This is a genomic window from Aquabacterium sp. (assembly GCF_049274795.1).
In the GTDB taxonomy this organism is placed as follows: domain Bacteria; phylum Pseudomonadota; class Gammaproteobacteria; order Burkholderiales; family Burkholderiaceae_C; genus Aquabacterium.
Genome location: NZ_JBASTH010000026.1, coordinates 58,069 through 77,627, shown reverse-complemented (window position 1 = coordinate 77,627; position 19,559 = coordinate 58,069). Strand labels below are relative to the sequence as shown.

Sequence of the window (19,559 nt, the reverse complement as noted above, 5' to 3'; positions counted from 1 at the left end):
GGATGACACGCCCGCGGCTCATGCACAAGGCGTCACAAAAGGGGCAAAAGGCAGCGGCCGCACCGAGCCCATGCCAAATAGGCATAATCGATGCAGCTTAAAAAGAACAGCCGCTGATCGATGCCCCGCCCCTCGCTCACCGACCGCCTGAGCCCATGGCTGGCGGCCCTGCGCCCTGCCCCGCTGACCGTCGATCACCGCGAACGCTGGCGGGCGGCCCTCGGTGGCTACATCGGCATCCTGATCACGGGTGTGCTGTGCCGCTGGGCGGATGGCGCCTGGCTGTCAGGCGCCTCGCTGCCCTGGCTGGTGGCGCCGCTGGGTGCCAGCGCCGTGCTGGTGTTCTGCGTGCCCGGCAGCCCGCTGGCCCAGCCTTGGGCCGTGGTGGGCGGCAACACCTTGTCGGCCCTGGTGGGCATCACTTGCGCCAACCTCATCCCTGATCCAGCCTGGGCCGGCGCCACAGCCGTGGGCCTGGCCATCGCCCTGATGTTCGCGTGCCGCTGCCTGCATCCGCCGGGCGGTGCCATGGCCTTGCTGACCAGCCTGGGCCACGTCACACACTTCTCATTCGCCGCGTTTCCAGCGCTGGTCGATTCCAGCGTGCTGGTGCTGGCGGGCATCGCCTTCAACCAGCTCACGGGCAAGCGCTACCCGCATGCCCAGCAACGGGCCGCGGCGCCGGCCGCAGGCGAGCCACCCCCACGTTTTTCCGCACAAGACCTGGACGCCGCACTACGCCGCCACAACGAAGTGCTGGACGTCAGCCGCGACGACCTGGAAGCCCTGCTGCGCGAAACCGAGGCCCAGTCCTACCAGCGCCTGCTGGGCGATCTGCGCTGCGAGGCCGTCATGACCCGCGACCCGCTCAGCGTGCAGTTCGGTGATTCGCTGCAGACCGCCTGGCGCCTGATGCGCGAGCACAAGGTCAAGGCCCTGCCCGTGGTGGACCGCTGGCACAAGCTGGTGGGCATCGTCACCCTGGCCGATTTCATGAAGCATGCCGACCTGGACCTGCATGAAGGCTTCGCCGAGCGCCTGCGCGGCTTTGTGCGCCGCGTGACCACGGTGCACGCCGACAAGCCCGATGTGGTGGGCCAGATCATGACGCGCCACGTGCGCGTGGCCAGCGCCAATCGCCCGGTGCTGGACCTGGCCGCGGTGTTCTCGGATGGCGGCCACCACCACATCCCCATCATCGACGAACGCCGGCAGTTGGTGGGCATCCTCACCCAGACAGACTTCGTGCGGGCGCTGTACCGGGCGGTCGGTGGGCAGGCAGCCAGCGCCCACGTTGGCAAGTGAGCGTTTTCACGCTACAATCGCAGGCTTTTCGTCTGTTGCCAATCCTGGCAACCCTTGCCGTCCGTGGGTTTGACGCTTCACGACGGCTTCCGCCCGGCCCCGGGTCTTTCCAGGGCGGGGAATCCACAAGGAGCTTTTATGCGTCATTATGAAATCGTGCTGCTGATCCACCCGGATCAAAGCGAGCAAGTTCCGGCCATGCTGGAGCGTTACAAGGGTTCGATCACCGCCGCCGGCGGCCAGATCCACCGCGTCGAAGACTGGGGCCGTCGTCAGCTGGCTTACCAGATCAATAAGCTGGCCAAGGCGCACTACCTGTGCCTGAACATCGAGACGACCAAGGAAACCCTGGCCGAGCTTGAGACCGCCTTCCGCTTCAACGACGCCGTGCTGCGCCACCTGACCGTGGTCCAGGACAAGGCCCTGACCGGCCCGTCCGTGATGATGAAGCAGGTCGAGCGCGAAGAGGCCCGCAAGGCCGCTCAAGACCAGCAACAAGCCGCAGCCTGATGCCTTGAGCATCAGGGCGTGACGTCGGGCTTTTCGCCTTGGTCGATGCAGTGCCCGTCAGCCCCAGCTTCAATGAAGTTGTCCTGACCGCCAGCATCGTCGAACGCAAGGCCCTGCGCTACACCCCCGCCGGTCTACCCGCCCTGGACATCGGCCTCCACCACGAATCAGACGTGGTCGAAGCCCAGCAGCCCCGCAAGGTGGTCTGCGATATCCGGGCCGTGGCGATCGGCCCCCTGGCCGAGCAGCTCAACCGCACCGACATCGGTGCCGAGCTCAAGATCAAGGGGTTCCTGGGGATGACGCGCAACAAGCGCGCACTGCTGCTGCACATCATCGAGCTCCTACCCAATTAACGTATCCGTACACAGAGGTTCCTACCATGGCTATCACTCGTGGCAAAGGCAAGTTCTCCAAAGACCGCAAGGGCAAGCGCAACACCCAGTCGCTGCTGTTCCGCCGCAAGCGTTTCTGCCGCTTCACCGTGGCTGGCGTCGAACAGATCGACTACAAGGATGTCGACACCCTGCGTGACTTCATCGCCGAAAACGGCAAGATCATCCCCGCTCGCCTGACCGGCACGCGCGCCATCTACCAACGTCAACTGACGACCGCCATCAAGCGCGCTCGTTTCCTGGCCATGCTGCCCTACAGCGACCAGCACAAGGCCTAAGGAGTCACTGACATGCAAATCATCCTCCTCGAAAAAGTCGCCAACCTGGGCAACCTGGGTGATGTGGTCAAGGTCAAGGACGGCTTCGCCCGTAACTTCCTGATCCCGACGGGCCAGGCCCGCCGCGCCACCGACAGCGCCATCAAGGAATTCGAAGCCCGCCGCGCCGAGCTCGAAAAGGTCCAGGCCGACAAGCTGGCCGCCGCCCAAGCCCTGGGCGAGAAGCTGGGTGGCAAGACCGTGACGCTGAGCCAGAAGGCTGGCGTGGACGGCCGCCTGTTCGGCTCCGTGACCAACTCCGACATCGCCGAAGGCCTGAAGGCTGCCGGTTACGATGTGGCCAAGCAGCAGGTCCGCCTGCCCAACGGCCCCCTGAAGACGACCGGCGAACACGCCGTGTCCGTGGCCCTGCACACCGACGTGGTCGTCGATGTGACCGTGGCCGTGGTGCCCGAGGCCGAGTAATCCTCTGCCCTGCTTCGGCGCCTTCGGGTGCCGGACAAGCAAAAGCCGCCCCAGGGCGGCTTTTTCATGGGCGGGTGGTTCGTTGCTCAGGCTTGAGAGGCCGGGGCCGAAGCTTGCGTGCCTGGCGCACCTGCACTGAGCAGGTAGTCCGTCACCTCGTCAGAGAAGTGCATGCGCTCACCCTGGATGAGCACGGTGCTCGCGTCCACTGGGTCGGGCTGCGCCGCCGGCATGCCATGCTCGACCAGCGCGTGCGCGCAGCCCAGCCAGTCGCCCCCGGGGGGGCTCATTGCAGGAGCCCCATGACAGGCTGCTGCCATAGCCGTGCTGCTCGGTCCACTGCGCGCCATGGGCCAACAGGAAGCGGGCCAGCGCCGCATTGCCGCGGAAGACGGCCTGGTTCAAGGCCGATGCATCCCAATCACCGCCCTTGGCCGCGATGGGCCAGCCCAACGTGACCATCCGCCGACGGCCCGCAAATCCGGCTGCACAAAGGCTGTGGCCACCAAGGCCGTATCAGCACATGAAGAGCCAAGTGGGTTCAACCCTTCCCGCAGGCCCGGGCGCGGCTTGCACCGCAGCCCGGATGTTAGCTCACCCGCCGGCCGTCTGCTTGAAGGCCATCACGGCCTGGTTGCGCAGGGTGCGCAGCAGCGACAACTCCTTCTCGGTGATCAGCAGGCTCTCGGCCTGGCCCTTGTCGGCATAAATCAGACCCAGCACCATGTCCTGCCCCTGGCGCTTCATTGACATCGGCAGCAGCAGGAAGGTGGGCGCCTGCACGCGCTCCTGGAACCAATCGGGCAGGCGAGACGCCACCGAGCGCACGCTGGCATCGGCGATCAGGGTGTCCACGCCTTTCACGCACACAGCGGAGAACAGGTCCACGGGCGCGCCTTCGGCCACCTTGAGCGGCACCTTGAACGCGCCCTTGAGGGCATCGGCGCCCTCGCCCAGGCCGATACGGCCCACCAGCTGTGCGCTGCGCGCATCACGCAGACAGAAGATCACGCGGCGGCAATCGAGCGCACGGTAGACCGTCTCCAGGATCATCTGCAGCACGTCGTTGAGCTTGAAGCTGTCGACCATGCTGTTGGCGATGTCCTGGATGCCGCTGGTGAGGATGCCGGCCGAATCCACCGGCGGAGGCTCGGCACCCAGTACGATCAGCGCGCCGTCTTCATCGGGCGTGGCCAGGCCGAGCGCTTCGGCCGAGGGGCCTTCTTCGCCCCCAGCATTGGGGGCATCGACGTAATAAGCCTCCAGCAGGCGCTCGGCGGGTGAATCGCGCGGCACATCGAGCTTGATGACCTGCGTGAGTTCGGTCAGGCGCTTGCGGGCGCGGGCCGCGGCCTCCTGCAGGGCATCGGGCGGCAGGTTCAGGGCCACGGCGTATTGCCTGGTCAATGACTGCAGGCGTCCGCCCAGCTCGGAGGGCTCGCTCCACAGCATGGTGTCGGCGGCTTCGTTGGCCAGGCTGGCCCACCACAGGGAACGCTCCGGGCGCGCCGCCAGTGAACGCCCCGGCACGCTGCCCGCCGGCGCCACCATGGCGTAGAGCATCGTGTCGGGCAGGTTCCAGGTCTTGCCCACGGCCACGCCCAGCTGCTGCACGGGCATGCCCAACACCTTGCGGCTGGCCTCGGCCTCGCCCATGGCGGGCTGGCCATCGTCCTGACGGTTGATCAGGCGGCGGATCTCATGCGCATCTTCCGGCAGGTAGAACTCCACCAGCAGGCGCCCCAGGTTGCGAAACAGCGATTCGATGAAGGCCTGCTCGGCCTCGGCCGGGGTGCCCGCCAGTTCGCTGGCCAGGGTACCGGCCATCACCGTGCGCAGGAACTCTTCCTTGAGCTGCTGGGCGTGCTGCTTGTCTTGCATGTGCTCGACCAGCATCAGCGACAGCGCCAGGTTGCGGATCCCGGCCACCCCGATCAGCGTCACCGCACGCGACACGGTGCTGATGGAATCACTGCCCGCACGCCGGTAGTAGGCTGTGTTGACCACGCGCAGCAGCTTCTGCGTGAGCGCCACGTCCTTCAGGATCTCGTCGCACAGGCGGCTCAGGCTTTCGTTCTCGGCCTCGCTCATGGCCTGGATGCGCGACACGGAGGCCCCCAGCGTGGGGAAGTCGCTCTTCTGGCGCATGCGGCGCAGCAGGAAATCCAGCGTGACGGCATCGTCACCGCGAACGGCAGAAGCAGCCTGGTCAACGGTCATGGTGGGGTGAACCGGCAGAAGTGGAAATAACGCGCATGCCCATTTGATCGCAACTTCGGTGACCGGAAAACCAAATATTGATGCAAGCCACACTTTTTGTCACGGCCTGGCGGGGCTTGCAGCACGTGGCGAGCAGTTATCCCGCGCTCTCCACCGCATTTCCCCGGGATTTCCCAAGACACTCCACAGAGTTATCCACAGCCCTGAAGACAGGGCCTTTTATGATGTCAAGATGGCCGCAGTTTTCCCCAAACCGTTCTCCGCCAATGGCGCCTCCTCCAGCGACGAGATCGCGCGCCTGCGCGTGCCGCCGCATTCCATCGAGGGTGAGCAATCCGTGCTGGGCGGCCTGCTGCTGGACAACTCCGCCTGGGACCGTGCGGCCGACCTGCTGACCAGCAGCGACTTCTACCGGCACGAACACCAGCTGATCTTCAACGCCATCCAGCAGTTGGTGAACGCCTCCAAGCCAGCCGACGTGATCACGGTGTTCGAGCAGTTGCAGATGCAGGGCAAGGGCACGGAAGTGGGCGGCCTCGCCTACCTGAACGCGCTGGCGCAGAGCGTACCCAGCGCAGCCAACATGCGCCGCTACGCTGAGATCGTGCGCGAGCGCGCCATCCTGCGCAAGCTGGTCACAGCCAGCGACGAGATCGCCACCAACGCCTTCAGCCCGGATGGCCGTTCGGTGTCGGACATCCTCGATGAGGCCGAAGCCAAGATCATGCGCATCGGCGAGGAAGGCAACAAGAACAAGCAAGGCTTCCACGCCATGGACGGCCTGGTGGTCGACCTGCTCGACCGCGTGCAGGAGCTGGCCGACAACGGTTCGGAAGACGTGACCGGCGTACGCACGGGCTACTTCGAGATGGACAAGATGACGGCCGGCCTGCAAAAGGGCGACCTGATCATCCTGGCCGCACGTCCGTCGATGGGCAAAACCGCGTTTGCACTGAACATCGGCGAGAACGTGGCCGTGAACGAAGGCCTGCCCGTGGCGATTTTTTCCATGGAAATGGGCGCCTCTCAGCTGGCACTGCGGATGGTGGGCTCCATCGGCCGCATCAACCAGCAGAACCTGCGCACGGGCCGCCTGAGCGACGACGAATGGGGCCGCCTGAGCGAGACGGTCGAGAAGCTGCGCACGGCCAACGTCTTCATTGACGAGACGCCGGGCCTGTCGCCCAACGAACTGCGTGCCCGTGCACGCCGCCTGGCACGCCAGTTCGGCGGCACGCTGGGCCTGATCATCATCGACTACCTGCAGCTGATGAGTGGATCCGGCGGCAACGAAGAGAACCGCGCCACCGTGATCGGTGAGATCTCGCGGGGCCTGAAGGCCCTGGCCAAGGAGCTGCAGTGCCCGGTGATCGCCTTGTCGCAGCTGAACCGGTCGGTGGAAACACGCCCCGACAAGCGCCCGATGATGTCCGACCTGCGGGAATCCGGCGCCATCGAGCAGGATGCCGACGTGATCATGTTCATCTACCGCGACGAGTACTACAACAAGGAATCGAAGATCCCGGGCACGGCCGAGATCATCATCGGCAAGCAGCGTAACGGCCCCGTGGGCAGCCTGCACCTGGCCTTCCTGAAATCGAACACACGCTTCGAGAACCTGGCGCCGGGCACCTACATCGGCGGTGGTGACGAGTACTGATCGCCTGGGCTGACAAGCCTGTTGGGCCTTGCCGGCCCATCACTTGAACAGGCCGCGCAGCTTGTTCTTGAGCTGCTCTTCACGCGAAGACTTGGGCGCACTGGCGCCTGAGGCCGCCGGCACTGCGGGCTTACCCAGCAACTTGGCCTTGAGTTCATCCTCCAGCCGCCCCTTGAGGGTGTTCTGCAGCGAGCCCACGGCCACGCCAGACCACTGGATCTTCCAGTCCAGCGCATTGAAGGGGCCTGCCAGCTTGACCGGCACGGTCAGGCCCTTGAGCGCGTCAATCTCGGCACCGCCCTGCCCCTTCACCGTGCCCGTCACTGTGGTGTTGACGGTGTAGTCCACACGCTGGCGCACCAAGTCCACACTGCCCTCGCCGCCCAGCCGCAGGAAGGGGCTCTTGGCCGACAGATCCTTGTTACGCGCCACGCCACCCTTGATCTGGAAGCTGGCCGACAGCTCGGTGAAATCCGTCTTCTCGACCTGGCTGCTGCGTTGCACCTCATCGCTCTTACCGCCACCTCCGCTCAATGCGCCCAGACGCGCCTTGGCATCGCGCAATGACTTGGCCAGATTGATGCCCTTGACGGCACCATCGCGCAGCAGCAAGGAGGCCGTGCCATCCAGCCCCGAGGTGAACTGGGGCACGGTTCGCCCGCCGGTGACCACATCCCACTTGAGCTGGCCGCGCCCTTCCAGCACATCCTTGCCCGCCACGTCCTTCAGCAAGGCATTGATGTCCACGCTCTCGGCCGTGCCGCGCAAGGCCAGCTTCTGGTTCGCGCCGGCCTGGGCGTTGCCCTGCGCCTGGAAACGCCCGCCCCAGGCACCACCGGACAGGTTCTGCAGCGTCAGCCGCCCTTGCTCAAGGGTGGCCAGCAGCCTGGCATCGCTGATGCGGTACTGGCGCACGGCCAATTGCCCGGCCGACAGCTCGAAGCGCCCATCCAGCAGGGACAGCGCCGACAGGTCTACCGGCGCATCACCGCTCGAAGGCGAACTTGCAGACTTGGCGACCTGAGCCGGGCCGGCACCGGCACTAGAGGCCGGTTGGGCCACGGCACCAGGCTTGGCCGATGCCGCCGGTGCGGGCAGCAGGCGATTGAGGTCCAGCGACGTGAAGCTGGCCACGGCCTGCACCTTGGGCACGCCGGTACCCATCCTGGCTGTGCCCTTGGTATCGAACGGGTTGGCATTGAGCTGGCCCTTCAGGCTCCATGAGGCCAGGCCTCCTGTCTTGCCCTCCACTTCACCTTGGACGGCGGCCTGACCTGCGGCCTGGATCTGCAACTCAGGCAGCGAGGGCTCCTGCACCGTGGCCTGCAGCGTGAAGCCTTGCAAGGCCACCTCGCGCGCGGGCGCCTGCACATCCAGATCAGCCTGCGTGCGCCCCTTGATCTCCCGGGTACCGCCCTCGCCCGCCATGCGCACAGTGAAGTCCAGGGCCAGGGCCGGCACCTTGAAGCGCTGAAACCCGCCGGAAGGCGCATCGCTCTTGAACGTCGCATCCACCGCCGTCGGGCCCACCAGCGACACGTTCCCCTCCAGCGTGCTGCCCCGGATCTCATCGCCCTTCACGACCAGTTCCGACCAGTTGAGTTCGGCATTGAGCGGCTGCCCGCCCTGCCGCGCCGCCACCTTGGTGGCCAGCTTGTACAGCTGCAGCGACTGGGCGGACGGGTCGTACTCGAAGCGCTCCAGACTGAGCCGGGCGTTCTCTACCAGCAGCCCCGTCAGTTGAGCGCCACCGTCGATGGACAGGCCCTGCGCCTGCGCAGCGCCCTTGGCACCATCCCAGCGCAGGGCATCGGCCTTGAGCGCCGCCTTCACCTGCCGGGCGCCCAGCGCATCGCCCTCCACATCCAGGGCCAGCTTGTCGACCAGCACGGTGTTCTGGGCCAGTTGAGGCGTCAAGGACAGGCTGCCCCGCACCCCGATCGACGCTGGCGAGGGCTTGCTCAACACGGCCTGCGCCTTGAGCTGGATATCCGTCTGCAGCCCGTCGGCCAGCCGGCCGCTGTCGAAGCTCTGCAGCACCACCTTGCCCTGCACGCCCGTCTTGCGGTCGTCCACGTCCAGGGCAACGTCCTTGAGCGCGATGCCCGCCACCTCGAAGGCCACGGGCTCGCCGGGCTGATCATCTTCTGGCTGGGGCTCGTCATCGGGCTTGAGCAGGTCATCGATGTTGCTGCGCCCCTGCGCGTCACGCGCATAGCGCAGGGACACGCCATGGGCCTGCACACGGTTCACGCGCAACTGCCTTTGCAGCAGAGGCAAGGCCTGCACCGACAGCTCCAGCCCTTCGGCAGAGGCAAAGGCCTGCTCGCGCTGATGCTCGCTCAGGCGCACCTGGCTGAGCTTGACGTGCAGGCTGGGCCACAGCCCCAAGCTGATGGGCCCTTGCAGCACCAGGGTGCGCTGGTAGTCGGTGCGCACCTTGTCGATGAGCACATCCTTGTAGCGGTTGGGATCGAAGGTAGCCAGCAGGTAGGCCACCACGGCCACCGCCAGCACCACCAGGATGCCCACACCCCATGCCAACCTGCGCAACCACACCACGGCCAGCCCTTTCCAGCGTTGTCGTCACACCCTTGTACCAAAGAAAACGGGGCCCTGCAGGGCCCCGTTCTGATGAGCCTGACTGCGCCAGGCCCGTGTGTGAGCAGCCGTGAACGAACTCAGTCGTCGTTGCCGCCGAAGAAGCCCAGCAGGCTCAGCAGCGACTGGAACACGTTGTAGACGCTCAGGTAGACGTGCAGCGTGGCGGTGACGTAGTTCGTCTCGCCGCCATCGACCACCTGCTTGAGGTCGTACAGGATGAAGGCCGAGAACAGGGCCACGGCCAGGGCCGAGATGGTCAACATCAGGGCCGGCAGTTGCAGGAAGATGTTGGCCACGATGGCCAGCAGCAGCACGATGGCACCCACCGTCAGCCACTTGCCCATGCCGCTGATGTCACGCTTGATGGTGGTGGCCAACGTGGCCATGGTCACGAAGACCAGGCCCGTACCGCCAAAGGCCAGCGCGATCAGTTGGGCACCATTGGAGAAGCCCAGCACCCGGCCGATCAGACGCGACAGCATCAGGCCCATGAAGAAGGTGAAGGCCAGCAGCAGCACCACGCCGATACCGGAGTTCTTGTTCTTCTCGATGGCATAGAAGAAGCCGAAGGCCACTGCCATGAACACCAGGAAGCCAATGAAGGGGCTACCGGCAAAGAAGCTGAAGTTGAACGCCACGCCTGCCCAGGCACCCAGCACCGTGGGCACCATCGACAGGGCCAGCAGGGCGTAGGTATTGCGCAGCACGCGCTGCCGCTGCCCGCTCAGGGCGCTGCCATAGGCAACGTCAAGGGGTTTGAGGGATTGGTCCATGTGTGCTCCGTGTTGACAGATCGGCGAACAGGTCGCCAGCCAATTGAACAGGTCTTCCGCACCATGCGGAACCTTCATTCATTTGACATTCAGATTGCATTGTAGTTCCCCTCGGCGGGTTTCGGACAGCCCTGCACCGCGTGGGGTCGATGCAACTGCGGCCCATTCGGGGGCTTCTTCAGCGGCGCCGCAGGGATTCGTACAGGCAGATGGAGGCGGCCATGGCCACGTTCAAGGACTCTTCGCCGCCTGGCTGGGGGATGCTCACCGTCATGTCACAACGGCGCATCAGCTCGGGGGCGATACCTTGCCCCTCATGCCCCAGCACCCAGGCGCAGGGATCAGGCAAAGGTGCCTGCGGCAGGCTGTGGTCGGCATGGGAGCTGGTGGCCAGCAAGGGCACTTCCAGCGCATCCAGATCGTTCAAGGCTGCGTTTTCCACCAGATGCAATCCCCAGTGGGCGCCCATGGCGGCGCGCAGCACCTTCGGTGACCACAGCGCGGCGGAGCCTTTCAAAGCCACGACTTGGCGGGCGCCCAGGGCCGAGGCCGCACGCAGGATGGTGCCCACGTTGCCCGCGTCCTGCAGTCGGTCAAGGATCACGGTGGGCAAACCAGGCTGGACGGCCTGCACCGCCTCGTGCTTGAGAACGAAGCCCAGCCGGGCAGGAGATTCCAGGCCGGTGAAGCTCTTCCACAGCCCCTCGGGCACGACCACCACCCTGTCCGCCCGCGATGCCAGGGCCGTGAGGTGATCGGCCTGGGTGTCTTCGCGCAGCGCGCAGCCCTCAGGCCCCGTCCAGGCCGTGTCGGCGATCACCGCCATCGGCACCTCGACGCCGCGCGTCAGGCAGGCCGAGCACAGGTGGTCACCCTCCAGCCAGAGCTCGCCCAGCTTGCGGTAGGCCCCCGGGTCGGCCGCCAGCTTGCGCAGGCGCTGCAGCAAGGGGTTGTCGCGGGAGGTGATCTGCAGGACAGCGGGCATGGGAACAGGTTGTGTAGGCAGCAGCCGCATCAGGGCAGCGGCCGGATCTCCAGGGCCTCGCGCACCGGCGAAAAGCTGCGCCGGTGTTCGGGGCAGGCTCCGTGCGCTGCCAGCGCGGCCAAGTGAGCCGCCGTGCCATAGCCCTTGTGGCCATCGAAGCCATAGTGGGGGTAGCGCTCGTGCAATTGCTGGCACAGCCGGTCACGGTGCACCTTGGCCAGAATGGAGGCTGCGGCGATGGCCGTGACCTTGGCATCACCCTGCACGATGGCCTCGGCCGGCACCTTGAGCACGGGCAGGCGATTGCCATCGACCAGCACCTGGGCAGGCTTCAGACGCAGCCCTTCGACAGCGCGCTTCATGGCCAGCATCGTGGCCTGCAGGATGTTGATCTGGTCGATCTCTTCGACATTGGCCTCGGCGATGCACAGGCACAGGGCCTTGGCTCGGATCTCATCAAACAGGCGCTCGCGCGTGGCCGGCGTCAACTTCTTGGAATCGTTCAGGCCCTTGATGGGCTGCTGGTCATCCAGGATGACGGCAGCCGCCACCACGGGCCCCGCCAGCGGGCCACGGCCGGCCTCGTCCACGCCAGCCACCAGGCCGACGGGTGTCCACAGCAGGTCGAGCTGCTGCGGCTCAAAGGCGGGCGCCTTAGCGCGCTTGGAGGACTTGGGCGATGGCATCGCTGGCACAGCGGGCAGTATCCCGCTTCAGAAGGTGGTGCATCTCGGTGAAACGCTGGCGCACGGCGTCGGCCTTGGCAGGATTGTCCAGCCAGTCCAGCACATCCTGGGCCAGGCGTTCGGGCGTGGCGTCTTGCTGCACGCGCTCGGGCACCAGGAACTCGCGCGCCAGGATGTTGGGCAGCCCGATCCATGGCAGGTAGCCCATGTTCTTCATCAGGTGCCAGTTCAGCGCATTGAGCTTGTAGGCAATGACCATCGGTGTCTTGAAGAGCGCCGCCTCCAGCGTGGCGGTGCCGCTGGCGATCAAGGTCACGTCACAGGCGGCCAGGGCCTCGTGCGAATGGCCATCCAGCAGCGTGAGCGGCGCATCCGGCGCATGCTCGGCCACCAGCGGCTCGATCATGGAACGCCGGCCAGGCGCCATCGGCAGCAAGAAGCGCAACTCAGGCCGCTGGCGAGCCAGCAACGCCACCGTCTGCAAAAAGGCGGGGCCGATGTACTTGATCTCGGCGCGTCGGCTGCCAGGCAGCACGGCCACCACGGTGTCGCACTCGGCCAGGCCCAGGGCCTTGCGCGCGGCGGCACGCGGCACCCCCAGCGGGATCTTGTCGGCCAGCGGATGGCCCACATAACTGGCCGGGATGCCCGCACGCTCGTAGATCTCGGGCTCGAACGGAAACAGGCACAGCATGTGGTCCACCGACTGGTGGATCTTGTGGATGCGCTTGCCGCGCCAGGCCCAGATCGAGGGGCTGACGAAATGGACAGACTTGATGCCGCCGGCCTTCAGGCGGGCTTCCAGCCCGAGGTTGAAGTCTGGCGCATCCACCCCGATGAACAGGCTGGGCGGATCAGCCAACAGGCGATCACCCAGTTGAGTGCGAATGCCAGAGAGATCGCGGTAATGCCGCAGCACCTCGACGAAGCCATTGACCGCCATCTTTTCGTACGGCCACCAGGCCTCGAAACCATGGGCGGCCATCTTCGGCCCGCCGATGCCCGCAGAAGGCAGCCCGGGCCAGCGCTCACGCAGACCGCCCAGCAGCAGCCCCGCGAGCAGATCACCCGAGGCCTCGCCAGCCACCATCGCGATGCGTGGTGAGCCGTTCGGTTCCGCCCAGCTCGCCATGTCAGCGGACGATGCCTCGGGTGGAGGCCGCCAGGAAGGACAGCATCAGCTCCACATCGGCCACGGCCTCGGGGTGCGAGGCCTTCAGGCCGTCGATCTGACCCTTGGTCTGCTCCAGTGTCAGACCCTGGCGGTACAGCGCCTTGTGCATCTGCTTGACGGCCGACAGGCGCTCGGCGCTGAAGCCACGACGGCGCAGGCCTTCCAGGTTCACGCCGTGGGCCGACGCCATGTTGCCCTGCGCCATCACGAAAGGCGGCAGATCCTGCCCCAGCGCGGAGCACATGCCCGTCATGGCGTGTGCCCCGATCTTCACGAACTGGTGCACGCCGCTCATGCCGCCCACGATGGCCCAGTCGCCCACATGCACGTGGCCGGCCAGCTGCACGCTGTTGGCCAGGATGATCTTGTTGCCCACGCGGCAGTCGTGCGCCACGTGCACATAGGCCATGATCCAGTTGTCATCGCCCACGCGGGTGATGCCTTCGTCCTGCACCGTGCCGGTGTTGAAGGTGCAGCACTCGCGGATGGTGTTGCGGTCACCGATCTCCAGGCAGGTGGGCTCGCCGGCGTACTTCTTGTCTTGCGGATCACCGCCCACGGCCACGTTCGAGTAGAACTTGTTGTCACGGCCGATGGTGGTGTGCCCTTCGACCACACAGTGGGCACCAAAGCTGGTGCCCTCGTCGATGCGCACGTTTGGGCCGACGATGGTGTAGGCGCCGATGGTGACGTTCTCGCCCAGTTGGGCCTTGGGGTCGACCAGCGCGGTGGGATGGATGTGGGCCATCGCGACGCTCCTGTCAGTCGATGCGGCGCATCGTGCACATCAGCTCGGCCTCGACGGCGATCTCGCCATCGACCAGGCCCTGCGCCTTGAACTTGTAGATGCCGGCCTTGGCCCGCAGAACGGTCACCTCCAGGATCAGCTGGTCACCCGGCTCCACCGGGCGCTTGAAGCGCGCGTTGTCGATGCCGACGAAGTAGTACACCGTCTTGTCGTCCGTCTTGACGCCCTGGCTGGCGAAGGACAGCAGCGCGGCAGCCTGGGCCAGCGCCTCCAGCATCATCACGCCGGGCATCACCGGGCGGTGCGGGAAGTGGCCGGTGAAGTACGGCTCGTTGATGGTGACGTTCTTGACGGCGCGGATGCGCGTGTTCTCTTCGAGCTCGACCACGCGGTCCACCAGCAGGATGGGGTAGCGGTGCGGCAGCAGCTCGAGGATCTTGTGGATGTCCATCTTCACGGTCATGAGTTGCTTCTTTCAAGTGCGCGAAGACGCTCGCGCAGCGAATGGAGTTGGCGCAGCGTGGCGGCATTCTTTTCCCAGGACGCGTTGTCGTCGGAGGGGAAAATGCCGGTGTACTGGCCAGGTTTGTGGATGGAGCGCGAGATGAGCGTGCCGGCGGAAATGTGGACGTGATCGACCAAGGTCAAATGGCCCAGGATCATGCCGCTGCCGCCCACGGTGCAGTGCTTGCCGATGGTGCTGCTGCCGGCTACGCCGACGCAGCCGGCCATGGCCGTGTGCGCACCCACCTTCACGTTATGGGCGATCTGCACCAGGTTGTCCAGCTTGACGCCTTCTTCGAGGATGGTGTCGCCTAGGGCGCCACGGTCCACGCAGGTGTTGGCGCCCAGCTCCACGTCGTCACCGATGCACACGGTACCGAGCTGCTCGATCTTTTCCCAGCGCCCTTTCACCGGCGCGAAGCCGAAGCCATCGGCCCCGATGACCACGCCGCTGTGCAGGATGCCGCGCTCGCCGATCACGCAGTCGAAGCCGATGGTGACGCGCGCCGACAGGCGGGTTTCAGCGCCGATGCGCGCACGCGCACCGACCACGCAGTGCGGGCCGATGATCACGCCATCACTGATCACCGCACCGGCCTCGATCACGGCCAGCGGGCCGATATCCACGTCCGCGCCCAGCGTGGCCGAGGGATCAATCACGGCCGAGGGGTGAATGCTTGGCGCCGCACGTGGGCGCACGCGCTTGGCCCACCACTGGCTGAGGCGTGCGAAGTAGAGGTAAGGATCGTCCGAGATGATCGCCGCGCCACCACGGGCCACGGCCTCATCACGCACGGCTGGCGACACGATCACGCAGCCGGCCTGCGTGCTCTGCAGTTGCGCGCGGTACTTGGGGTTCGCCAGAAACGAAATGCAGCCGGGGTCGGCTGCATCGAGGGGAGCGATTCGGGTGACCGGCTGGTCCGGCGGCCCGAGCAATTCGCCGCCCAGATCCTGGACCAGATCGCCCAGCGTCGCCTGGAAAGGCGCGCCGGGCTGGACGGGCGTCGGGTTCACTTGCCGGATCCGTTGAGGGCCTTGATCACCTTGTCGGTGATGTCCACGCGGGGGCCTGCAAACACCGCCTCTTGCACGATCAGGTCGTATTTCTCGCTGTCGAAGATCTGCTTGACCACTCGGTTGGCGCGGTCGAGCACGCCGGCGAGTTCTTCGTTCTTGCGCTGGTTCAGGTCTTCCTGGAACTCGCGGCGCTTGCGCTGGAACTCACGGTCTTGTTCGACCAGATCGCGCTGACGACGGCTGCGTTCGCTCTCGGAGAGCGTGGGCGCATCCTTCTCGAACTTGTCGGAGGCCGACTTCAGGCGCGTGGCCACGTCGGACAGATCCTTCTCGCGCCGGCTGAACTCGCTTTCGAGCTTGGACTGGGCAGCCTTGGCCGGGCCTGCATCACGCAGCACGCGATCGAGGTTGACATACCCGATCTTGAGCTCCTGGGCCTGCGCCACCATGGCCGCGGCGGTCAGCGCGCACAGGACCAGGCCACGGGCCAGGGGTTTGAGAAAGGAATTCATGGTCTGCAGGGACATCAGAAGGCGGTGCCGATCTGGAACTGGAGTTTCTGGATTTTATCGTGATCGAACTTGCGGATGGGCTCACCGTAGCTGAGCTTTAGCGGCCCCACCGGCGAGACCCAGCTGATGCCGATGCCAACGGACGCGCGCAGGTCGTTCAGCGAGGTCGTCTGATCCTCGCCCCACACGTTGCCGGCATCGGCGTAACCGAACAGGCGCAGGGTGCGGTCATTGCCCGAGCCAGGGAACGGCACATACAGCTCAGAGTTCAGGTTGATGCGCTTGGTACCGCCGATGTAAGCCCCCTGCATATCCACCGGGCCCAGCGAGTTTTGGTCGAAGCCGCGCACGGTACCCAGACCGCCACCGAAGAAGTTCTTGAAGATGGGGTACGGTTTGCCGCTCAGGCCCCTGCCCCAGCCCAATTCGCCGTTAATACCCAGCGTGAAACCCTTGGCCAGCGGCCAGTACTGCTGGTACTGCAGGTTGGCCTTGACGTAGCGGGTGTCACCGGCCACACCCCATTCCAGGTTGATGCGCTGGTAGCTGCCTGCGTTGGGCACCAACACGCTGTCACGGCCGTCGCGGGCCCAGCCCAGCGTCAGGGGAATGCTCAGGCTGCGGTCACCGAACTCATTGCGGTACAGGTAGTAGCTGACAGGCAAACCCACATCCCCTCTAATCTGAGTCTGCTCGACGCCAATGCCGAAGAACACCGTATTGAGTTCCGAAAATGGCACGCCAAAACGAATCGACGCCCCTGGGGTGATCAGCGTGTAGTCTCCGCCCTGCGTCCGCAGCGGCCTGGTCGTGCGGTAGAACAAATCGACCGAACGCGAAATGCCGATATCCGTGAAGTACGGATCAGTCGTGCTCAGCACAACGGTGCGGTTGTACCGGCTGGTGTTGAACTCCAAGCCCAAGTAGTTGCCGGAGCCGAACACGTTGTCCTGCTTGATCGAGGCCGACAGCGAGAGCTTGTCCGCGCTGGAGAAGCCCGCGCCCAGCATCAGGTTGCCGGTGGGCTTTTCCTCGACTGTCATGGTCAGGTCGACCTGATCCTGCGTACCTGGCACCTCGGCCGTGTCGACCGACACCTGCTTGAAGTAGCCCAGACGGTCCACGCGGTCACGCGAGAGCTTGATCTTCTGACCGTCGTACCAGGCCGATTCGTACTGGCGGAACTCGCGGCGCACCACTTCATCACGGGTGCGGGAGTTACCGGCCACGTTCACACGGCGCACGTAGGCACGGCGCTGCGGTTGGGCCTGGAACACCGCGGCCACCTGGCCCTTTTCGCGGTCGGCCTCAGGCCTGAACTCGACACGCGCGAAGGCGTAGCCATAGGCGGCGAACTTGTCGGTGAAGGCCTTGCTGGTGGAAGCCACATCCTCGGCCTTGTAGGGCTCGCCGGGCTTGACGCTGACCAGCGATCGGAACTCTTCTTCCTTGCCCAGGAATTCACCTTCCAGGCGCACGGAGGTGACCGTGTACTTGATGCCCTCGGTCACGTTGATCGTAATGGAGATGTCCTGCTTGTCCGGCGAGATCGACACCTGGGTGGAATCGATGCGGAAATCCAGGTAGCCACGGTTCTGGTAGTAAGCCTTGATGGTTTCCAGATCGGCGTTGAGCTTGGCACGCGAGTACTGGTCGGACTTGGTGTACCAGGTCAGCCAGCCGCCGGTGGTCAGCTCCATCTGCGACTTGAGCGTGCTTTCGCTGAAGGCCTGGTTGCCGGTGATGCGCACATTCTTGATCTTGGCGACTTCGCCTTCCGTGACGGTGAAGGTCACGTTGACGCGGTTGCGTTCGACCGGGGTGATGGTGGTCACCACCTCGGCGCCGTACAGGCTGCGCGACAGGTACTGGCGCTTGAGTTCCTGCTCGGCGCGATCGGCCAGGGCCCGGTCGAAAGGCTGGCCTTCGCCAATGCCGATGTCGCGCAGGGCCTTGATCAGCACATCCTTGTCGAACTCCTTGGTGCCGGTGAACTCGACGCGCGAGATCACAGGGCGCTCTTCGACGACCACGACCACGATGTTGCCGTCGATCTGGATGCGCACGTCCTTGAACAGGCCCGTGGCGAACAGCGAGCGCAGGCCGGTCGCGCCCTTGTCGTCGGTGTAGGTGTCACCCACGCGGAACGGCAGCGAGCCGAACACCGTGCCGGCGTCGGTACGCTGCAGGCCCTCGACCCGGATGTCCCGGAGGACGAAAGGCTCGACCGCGAAGGCCGGAATCTGGGCCAGCGAGGCCGCCAGCAACGCAGCCACGAGTGTCGGCTTGAGCCGATGATGGTTCAGCACGGAAAATTGCATCGGGTGTCAGTGCATGCCCAGCAAGCGGGCGAAATCGTTGTAGAGGGCCAGTGACATCATCAAGAACATGACGGCCACGCCACCGCGCTGCAGCCGCTCGAGCCACGCATCGGAAACGGGCCGTCCGGTCACGCCTTCGAAAAGATAATACATGAGGTGTCCGCCATCCAGAATCGGCAACGGCAGCAGGTTCAGCACGCCCAGGCTCACGCTGACCATGGCCAGGAAACCCAGGTAGTAGGCCCAGCCCAGCTCGACTGAGCGGCCAGCATAGTCAGCAATGGTGAGCGGCCCGCTGAGGTTCTTGATCGAGGCCTGGCCGATCAGCATCTTGCCCAGCATTTCCAGCGTCAGCGTGGAGATGTCCCAGGTGCGTTGCGCGGCCTTGGTCAGGCCTTCCAGCGGCCCGTAGTTCACGAGCACCATTTCCACCGGCGAGCCGATCTCGGCCACGATGCGGGGCACGCGCTGCTCGCCTTCCGTGCGGATCACAGGCGTCACGCTCAGGGCCAGGCGCTGGCCATCACGCAGCACCTCCAGCGACAGGGGGCGGGCGATGCCTTGAGGCGCGCTCTGGGAGATCCACTGGCGCAGCTGGCCGGCATCGCGCGGCTCACGGCCATCCACGGCCAGCACCTTGTCGCCGGCCTTCAGGCCCGCCGCTTCGGCGGGGCCGCCTTCGATCACGCGGCGGATCTCTGCGCTGGCGTAGGGGCCGGAAAAACCCAGCCGGTCCATCAGTTTGGGATCGACATCCGCGGCGGACAGGTGCGAGGTGTTGAGCAGCAACTCGACCGTTTCGCCCGGCTCACGGCCCTGCCCTGCCCGGCGCACCTGCAGGCGCAGGTCTTCGGACTGCAGCACGGAGTCCGTCAGGTGCCATTGCAGATCGCTCATGGAGCGCACCGGCTGCCAGTCGACGGCCTCGCCATCGACGGCAGGGGCCAGCGCGATCACCTCGTCGCCCGACTGCATGCCGGCGGAGGCCGCGATGGATGCAGGCACCGGCGCGGCCAGGCTCGCCTTGAGCTCCTGCACACCCGCCCAGTTCACGATGGCGTACAGCAAGATGGCCAGCAGCAGGTTGGCAGCAGGCCCGGCGGCCACGATGAAAGCCCGCTGTGACAAGGGCTTGCGGTTGAACGCCCGCGGCTGATCCACCGGCGGCACCGGCCCTTCGCGCTCATCGAGCATCTTGACGTAGCCGCCCAGGGGCAGCGCCGAGACGACGAATTCCGTCTCGCCGCACTGGCGGCGCCACAGTACACGGCCAAAACCCACGGAAAAGCGCAGAACCTTGACATTGCATGCCACGGCGGCACGATAGTGCCCGTACTCGTGGATCACCACGAGCACGCCGATCGTGACCAGAAAGGCCAGCACGGTGGTCAACATCATC

General features: G+C 65.5%; 18 protein-coding genes and 1 pseudogene. 6 read left to right on the top strand and 13 right to left on the bottom strand.

All coding sequences use genetic code 11. The annotated features are described in order from the left end of the window. The first annotated feature begins 120 nt into the window (after window positions 1-120). The 5 genes from WAQ08_RS03475 (at window position 121) to rplI (ending at window position 2,953) form a co-directional block, all read left to right on the top strand. The gene (locus WAQ08_RS03475) at window positions 121-1,305 is read left to right on the top strand and encodes an HPP family protein (protein ID WP_422189243.1); all 1,185 of its coding nucleotides are present in this window, start codon (window positions 121-123) and stop codon (window positions 1,303-1,305) included. Window positions 1,306-1,443: 138 nt separating this feature from the next. Next, a complete protein-coding gene (gene rpsF / locus WAQ08_RS03470) occupies window positions 1,444-1,815 on the top strand; it encodes a 30S ribosomal protein S6 (RefSeq protein WP_422189242.1) in 372 nt (123 codons plus the stop codon). 38 nt (window positions 1,816-1,853) lie between these two features. After that, window positions 1,854-2,171 carry a primosomal replication protein N gene (gene priB / locus WAQ08_RS03465; protein ID WP_422189241.1) on the top strand — a complete coding sequence of 106 codons (318 nt, stop codon included), beginning with the start codon at window positions 1,854-1,856 and terminating at the stop codon, window positions 2,169-2,171. Window positions 2,172-2,197: 26 nt separating this feature from the next. Further along, complete coding sequence (gene rpsR, locus WAQ08_RS03460; RefSeq protein ID WP_422189240.1) at window positions 2,198-2,488, top strand: 30S ribosomal protein S18; 291 nt, start codon at window positions 2,198-2,200, stop codon at window positions 2,486-2,488. A gap of 12 nt (window positions 2,489-2,500) precedes the next feature. After that, the gene (gene rplI, locus WAQ08_RS03455) at window positions 2,501-2,953 is read left to right on the top strand and encodes a 50S ribosomal protein L9 (RefSeq protein ID WP_422189239.1); all 453 of its coding nucleotides are present in this window, start codon (window positions 2,501-2,503) and stop codon (window positions 2,951-2,953) included. A gap of 86 nt (window positions 2,954-3,039) precedes the next feature. Here rplI and WAQ08_RS03450 read toward each other — a convergent pair. Beyond that, window positions 3,040-3,415: pseudogene (locus tag WAQ08_RS03450) on the bottom strand (hypothetical protein); the annotation flags it as partial. Window positions 3,416-3,547: 132 nt separating this feature from the next. Continuing rightward, entirely contained in the window at window positions 3,548-5,173 is a 1,626-nt protein-coding gene (locus WAQ08_RS03445) for an HDOD domain-containing protein (RefSeq protein ID WP_422189238.1), read from the bottom strand. A 232-nt stretch (window positions 5,174-5,405) separates the two neighbouring features. Between WAQ08_RS03445 and dnaB the strand changes: the two genes are divergently transcribed. After that, window positions 5,406-6,833, top strand: a complete 1,428-nt coding sequence (dnaB, locus tag WAQ08_RS03440; protein WP_422189237.1) for a replicative DNA helicase — start codon at window positions 5,406-5,408, stop codon at window positions 6,831-6,833. Between the two features lie 39 nt (window positions 6,834-6,872). Here dnaB and WAQ08_RS03435 read toward each other — a convergent pair whose 3' ends face one another. The 11 genes from WAQ08_RS03435 to rseP all read right to left on the bottom strand — a co-directional run bounded on the left by WAQ08_RS03435 (window position 6,873) and on the right by rseP (window position 19,555). After that, window positions 6,873-9,395: an AsmA family protein gene (locus WAQ08_RS03435; protein ID WP_422189236.1), complete on the bottom strand. Its 2,523-nt coding sequence runs from the start codon at window positions 9,393-9,395 to the stop codon at window positions 6,873-6,875. 119 nt (window positions 9,396-9,514) lie between these two features. Next, a complete protein-coding gene (locus WAQ08_RS03430) occupies window positions 9,515-10,210 on the bottom strand; it encodes a Bax inhibitor-1/YccA family protein (protein ID WP_422189235.1) in 696 nt (231 codons plus the stop codon). 178 nt (window positions 10,211-10,388) lie between these two features. Further along, window positions 10,389-11,195 (bottom strand): TrmH family RNA methyltransferase, encoded by an 807-nt coding sequence (locus tag WAQ08_RS03425; protein ID WP_422189234.1) that lies wholly within the window; start codon window positions 11,193-11,195, stop codon window positions 10,389-10,391. Between the two features lie 29 nt (window positions 11,196-11,224). Beyond that, on the bottom strand, window positions 11,225-11,881 hold the full coding sequence (gene rnhB, locus WAQ08_RS03420; protein ID WP_422189233.1) for a ribonuclease HII: 657 nt from the start codon (window positions 11,879-11,881) through the stop codon (window positions 11,225-11,227). Further along, window positions 11,850-13,013, bottom strand: a complete 1,164-nt coding sequence (lpxB, locus tag WAQ08_RS03415) for a lipid-A-disaccharide synthase (RefSeq protein WP_422189232.1) — start codon at window positions 13,011-13,013, stop codon at window positions 11,850-11,852. The genes rnhB and lpxB overlap by 32 nt, the downstream gene beginning before the upstream one ends. Before the next feature lies 1 nt (window position 13,014). Continuing rightward, complete coding sequence (gene lpxA / locus WAQ08_RS03410; protein WP_422189231.1) at window positions 13,015-13,803, bottom strand: acyl-ACP--UDP-N-acetylglucosamine O-acyltransferase; 789 nt, start codon at window positions 13,801-13,803, stop codon at window positions 13,015-13,017. Between the two features lie 13 nt (window positions 13,804-13,816). Continuing rightward, window positions 13,817-14,266 carry a 3-hydroxyacyl-ACP dehydratase FabZ gene (fabZ, locus tag WAQ08_RS03405; RefSeq protein WP_422189230.1) on the bottom strand — a complete coding sequence of 150 codons (450 nt, stop codon included), beginning with the start codon at window positions 14,264-14,266 and terminating at the stop codon, window positions 13,817-13,819. Further along, complete coding sequence (gene lpxD / locus WAQ08_RS03400) at window positions 14,263-15,324, bottom strand: UDP-3-O-(3-hydroxymyristoyl)glucosamine N-acyltransferase (RefSeq protein ID WP_422189229.1); 1,062 nt, start codon at window positions 15,322-15,324, stop codon at window positions 14,263-14,265. The genes fabZ and lpxD overlap by 4 nt, the downstream gene beginning before the upstream one ends. Continuing rightward, the gene (locus WAQ08_RS03395; protein ID WP_422189228.1) at window positions 15,321-15,839 is read right to left on the bottom strand and encodes an OmpH family outer membrane protein; all 519 of its coding nucleotides are present in this window, start codon (window positions 15,837-15,839) and stop codon (window positions 15,321-15,323) included. The genes lpxD and WAQ08_RS03395 overlap by 4 nt, the downstream gene beginning before the upstream one ends. A gap of 14 nt (window positions 15,840-15,853) precedes the next feature. Continuing rightward, complete coding sequence (bamA, locus tag WAQ08_RS03390) at window positions 15,854-18,160, bottom strand: outer membrane protein assembly factor BamA (RefSeq protein WP_422189227.1); 2,307 nt, start codon at window positions 18,158-18,160, stop codon at window positions 15,854-15,856. Between the two features lie 6 nt (window positions 18,161-18,166). After that, window positions 18,167-19,555, bottom strand: a complete 1,389-nt coding sequence (rseP, locus tag WAQ08_RS03385) for an RIP metalloprotease RseP (protein WP_422189340.1) — start codon at window positions 19,553-19,555, stop codon at window positions 18,167-18,169. Between the last annotated feature and the right edge of the window lie 4 nt (window positions 19,556-19,559).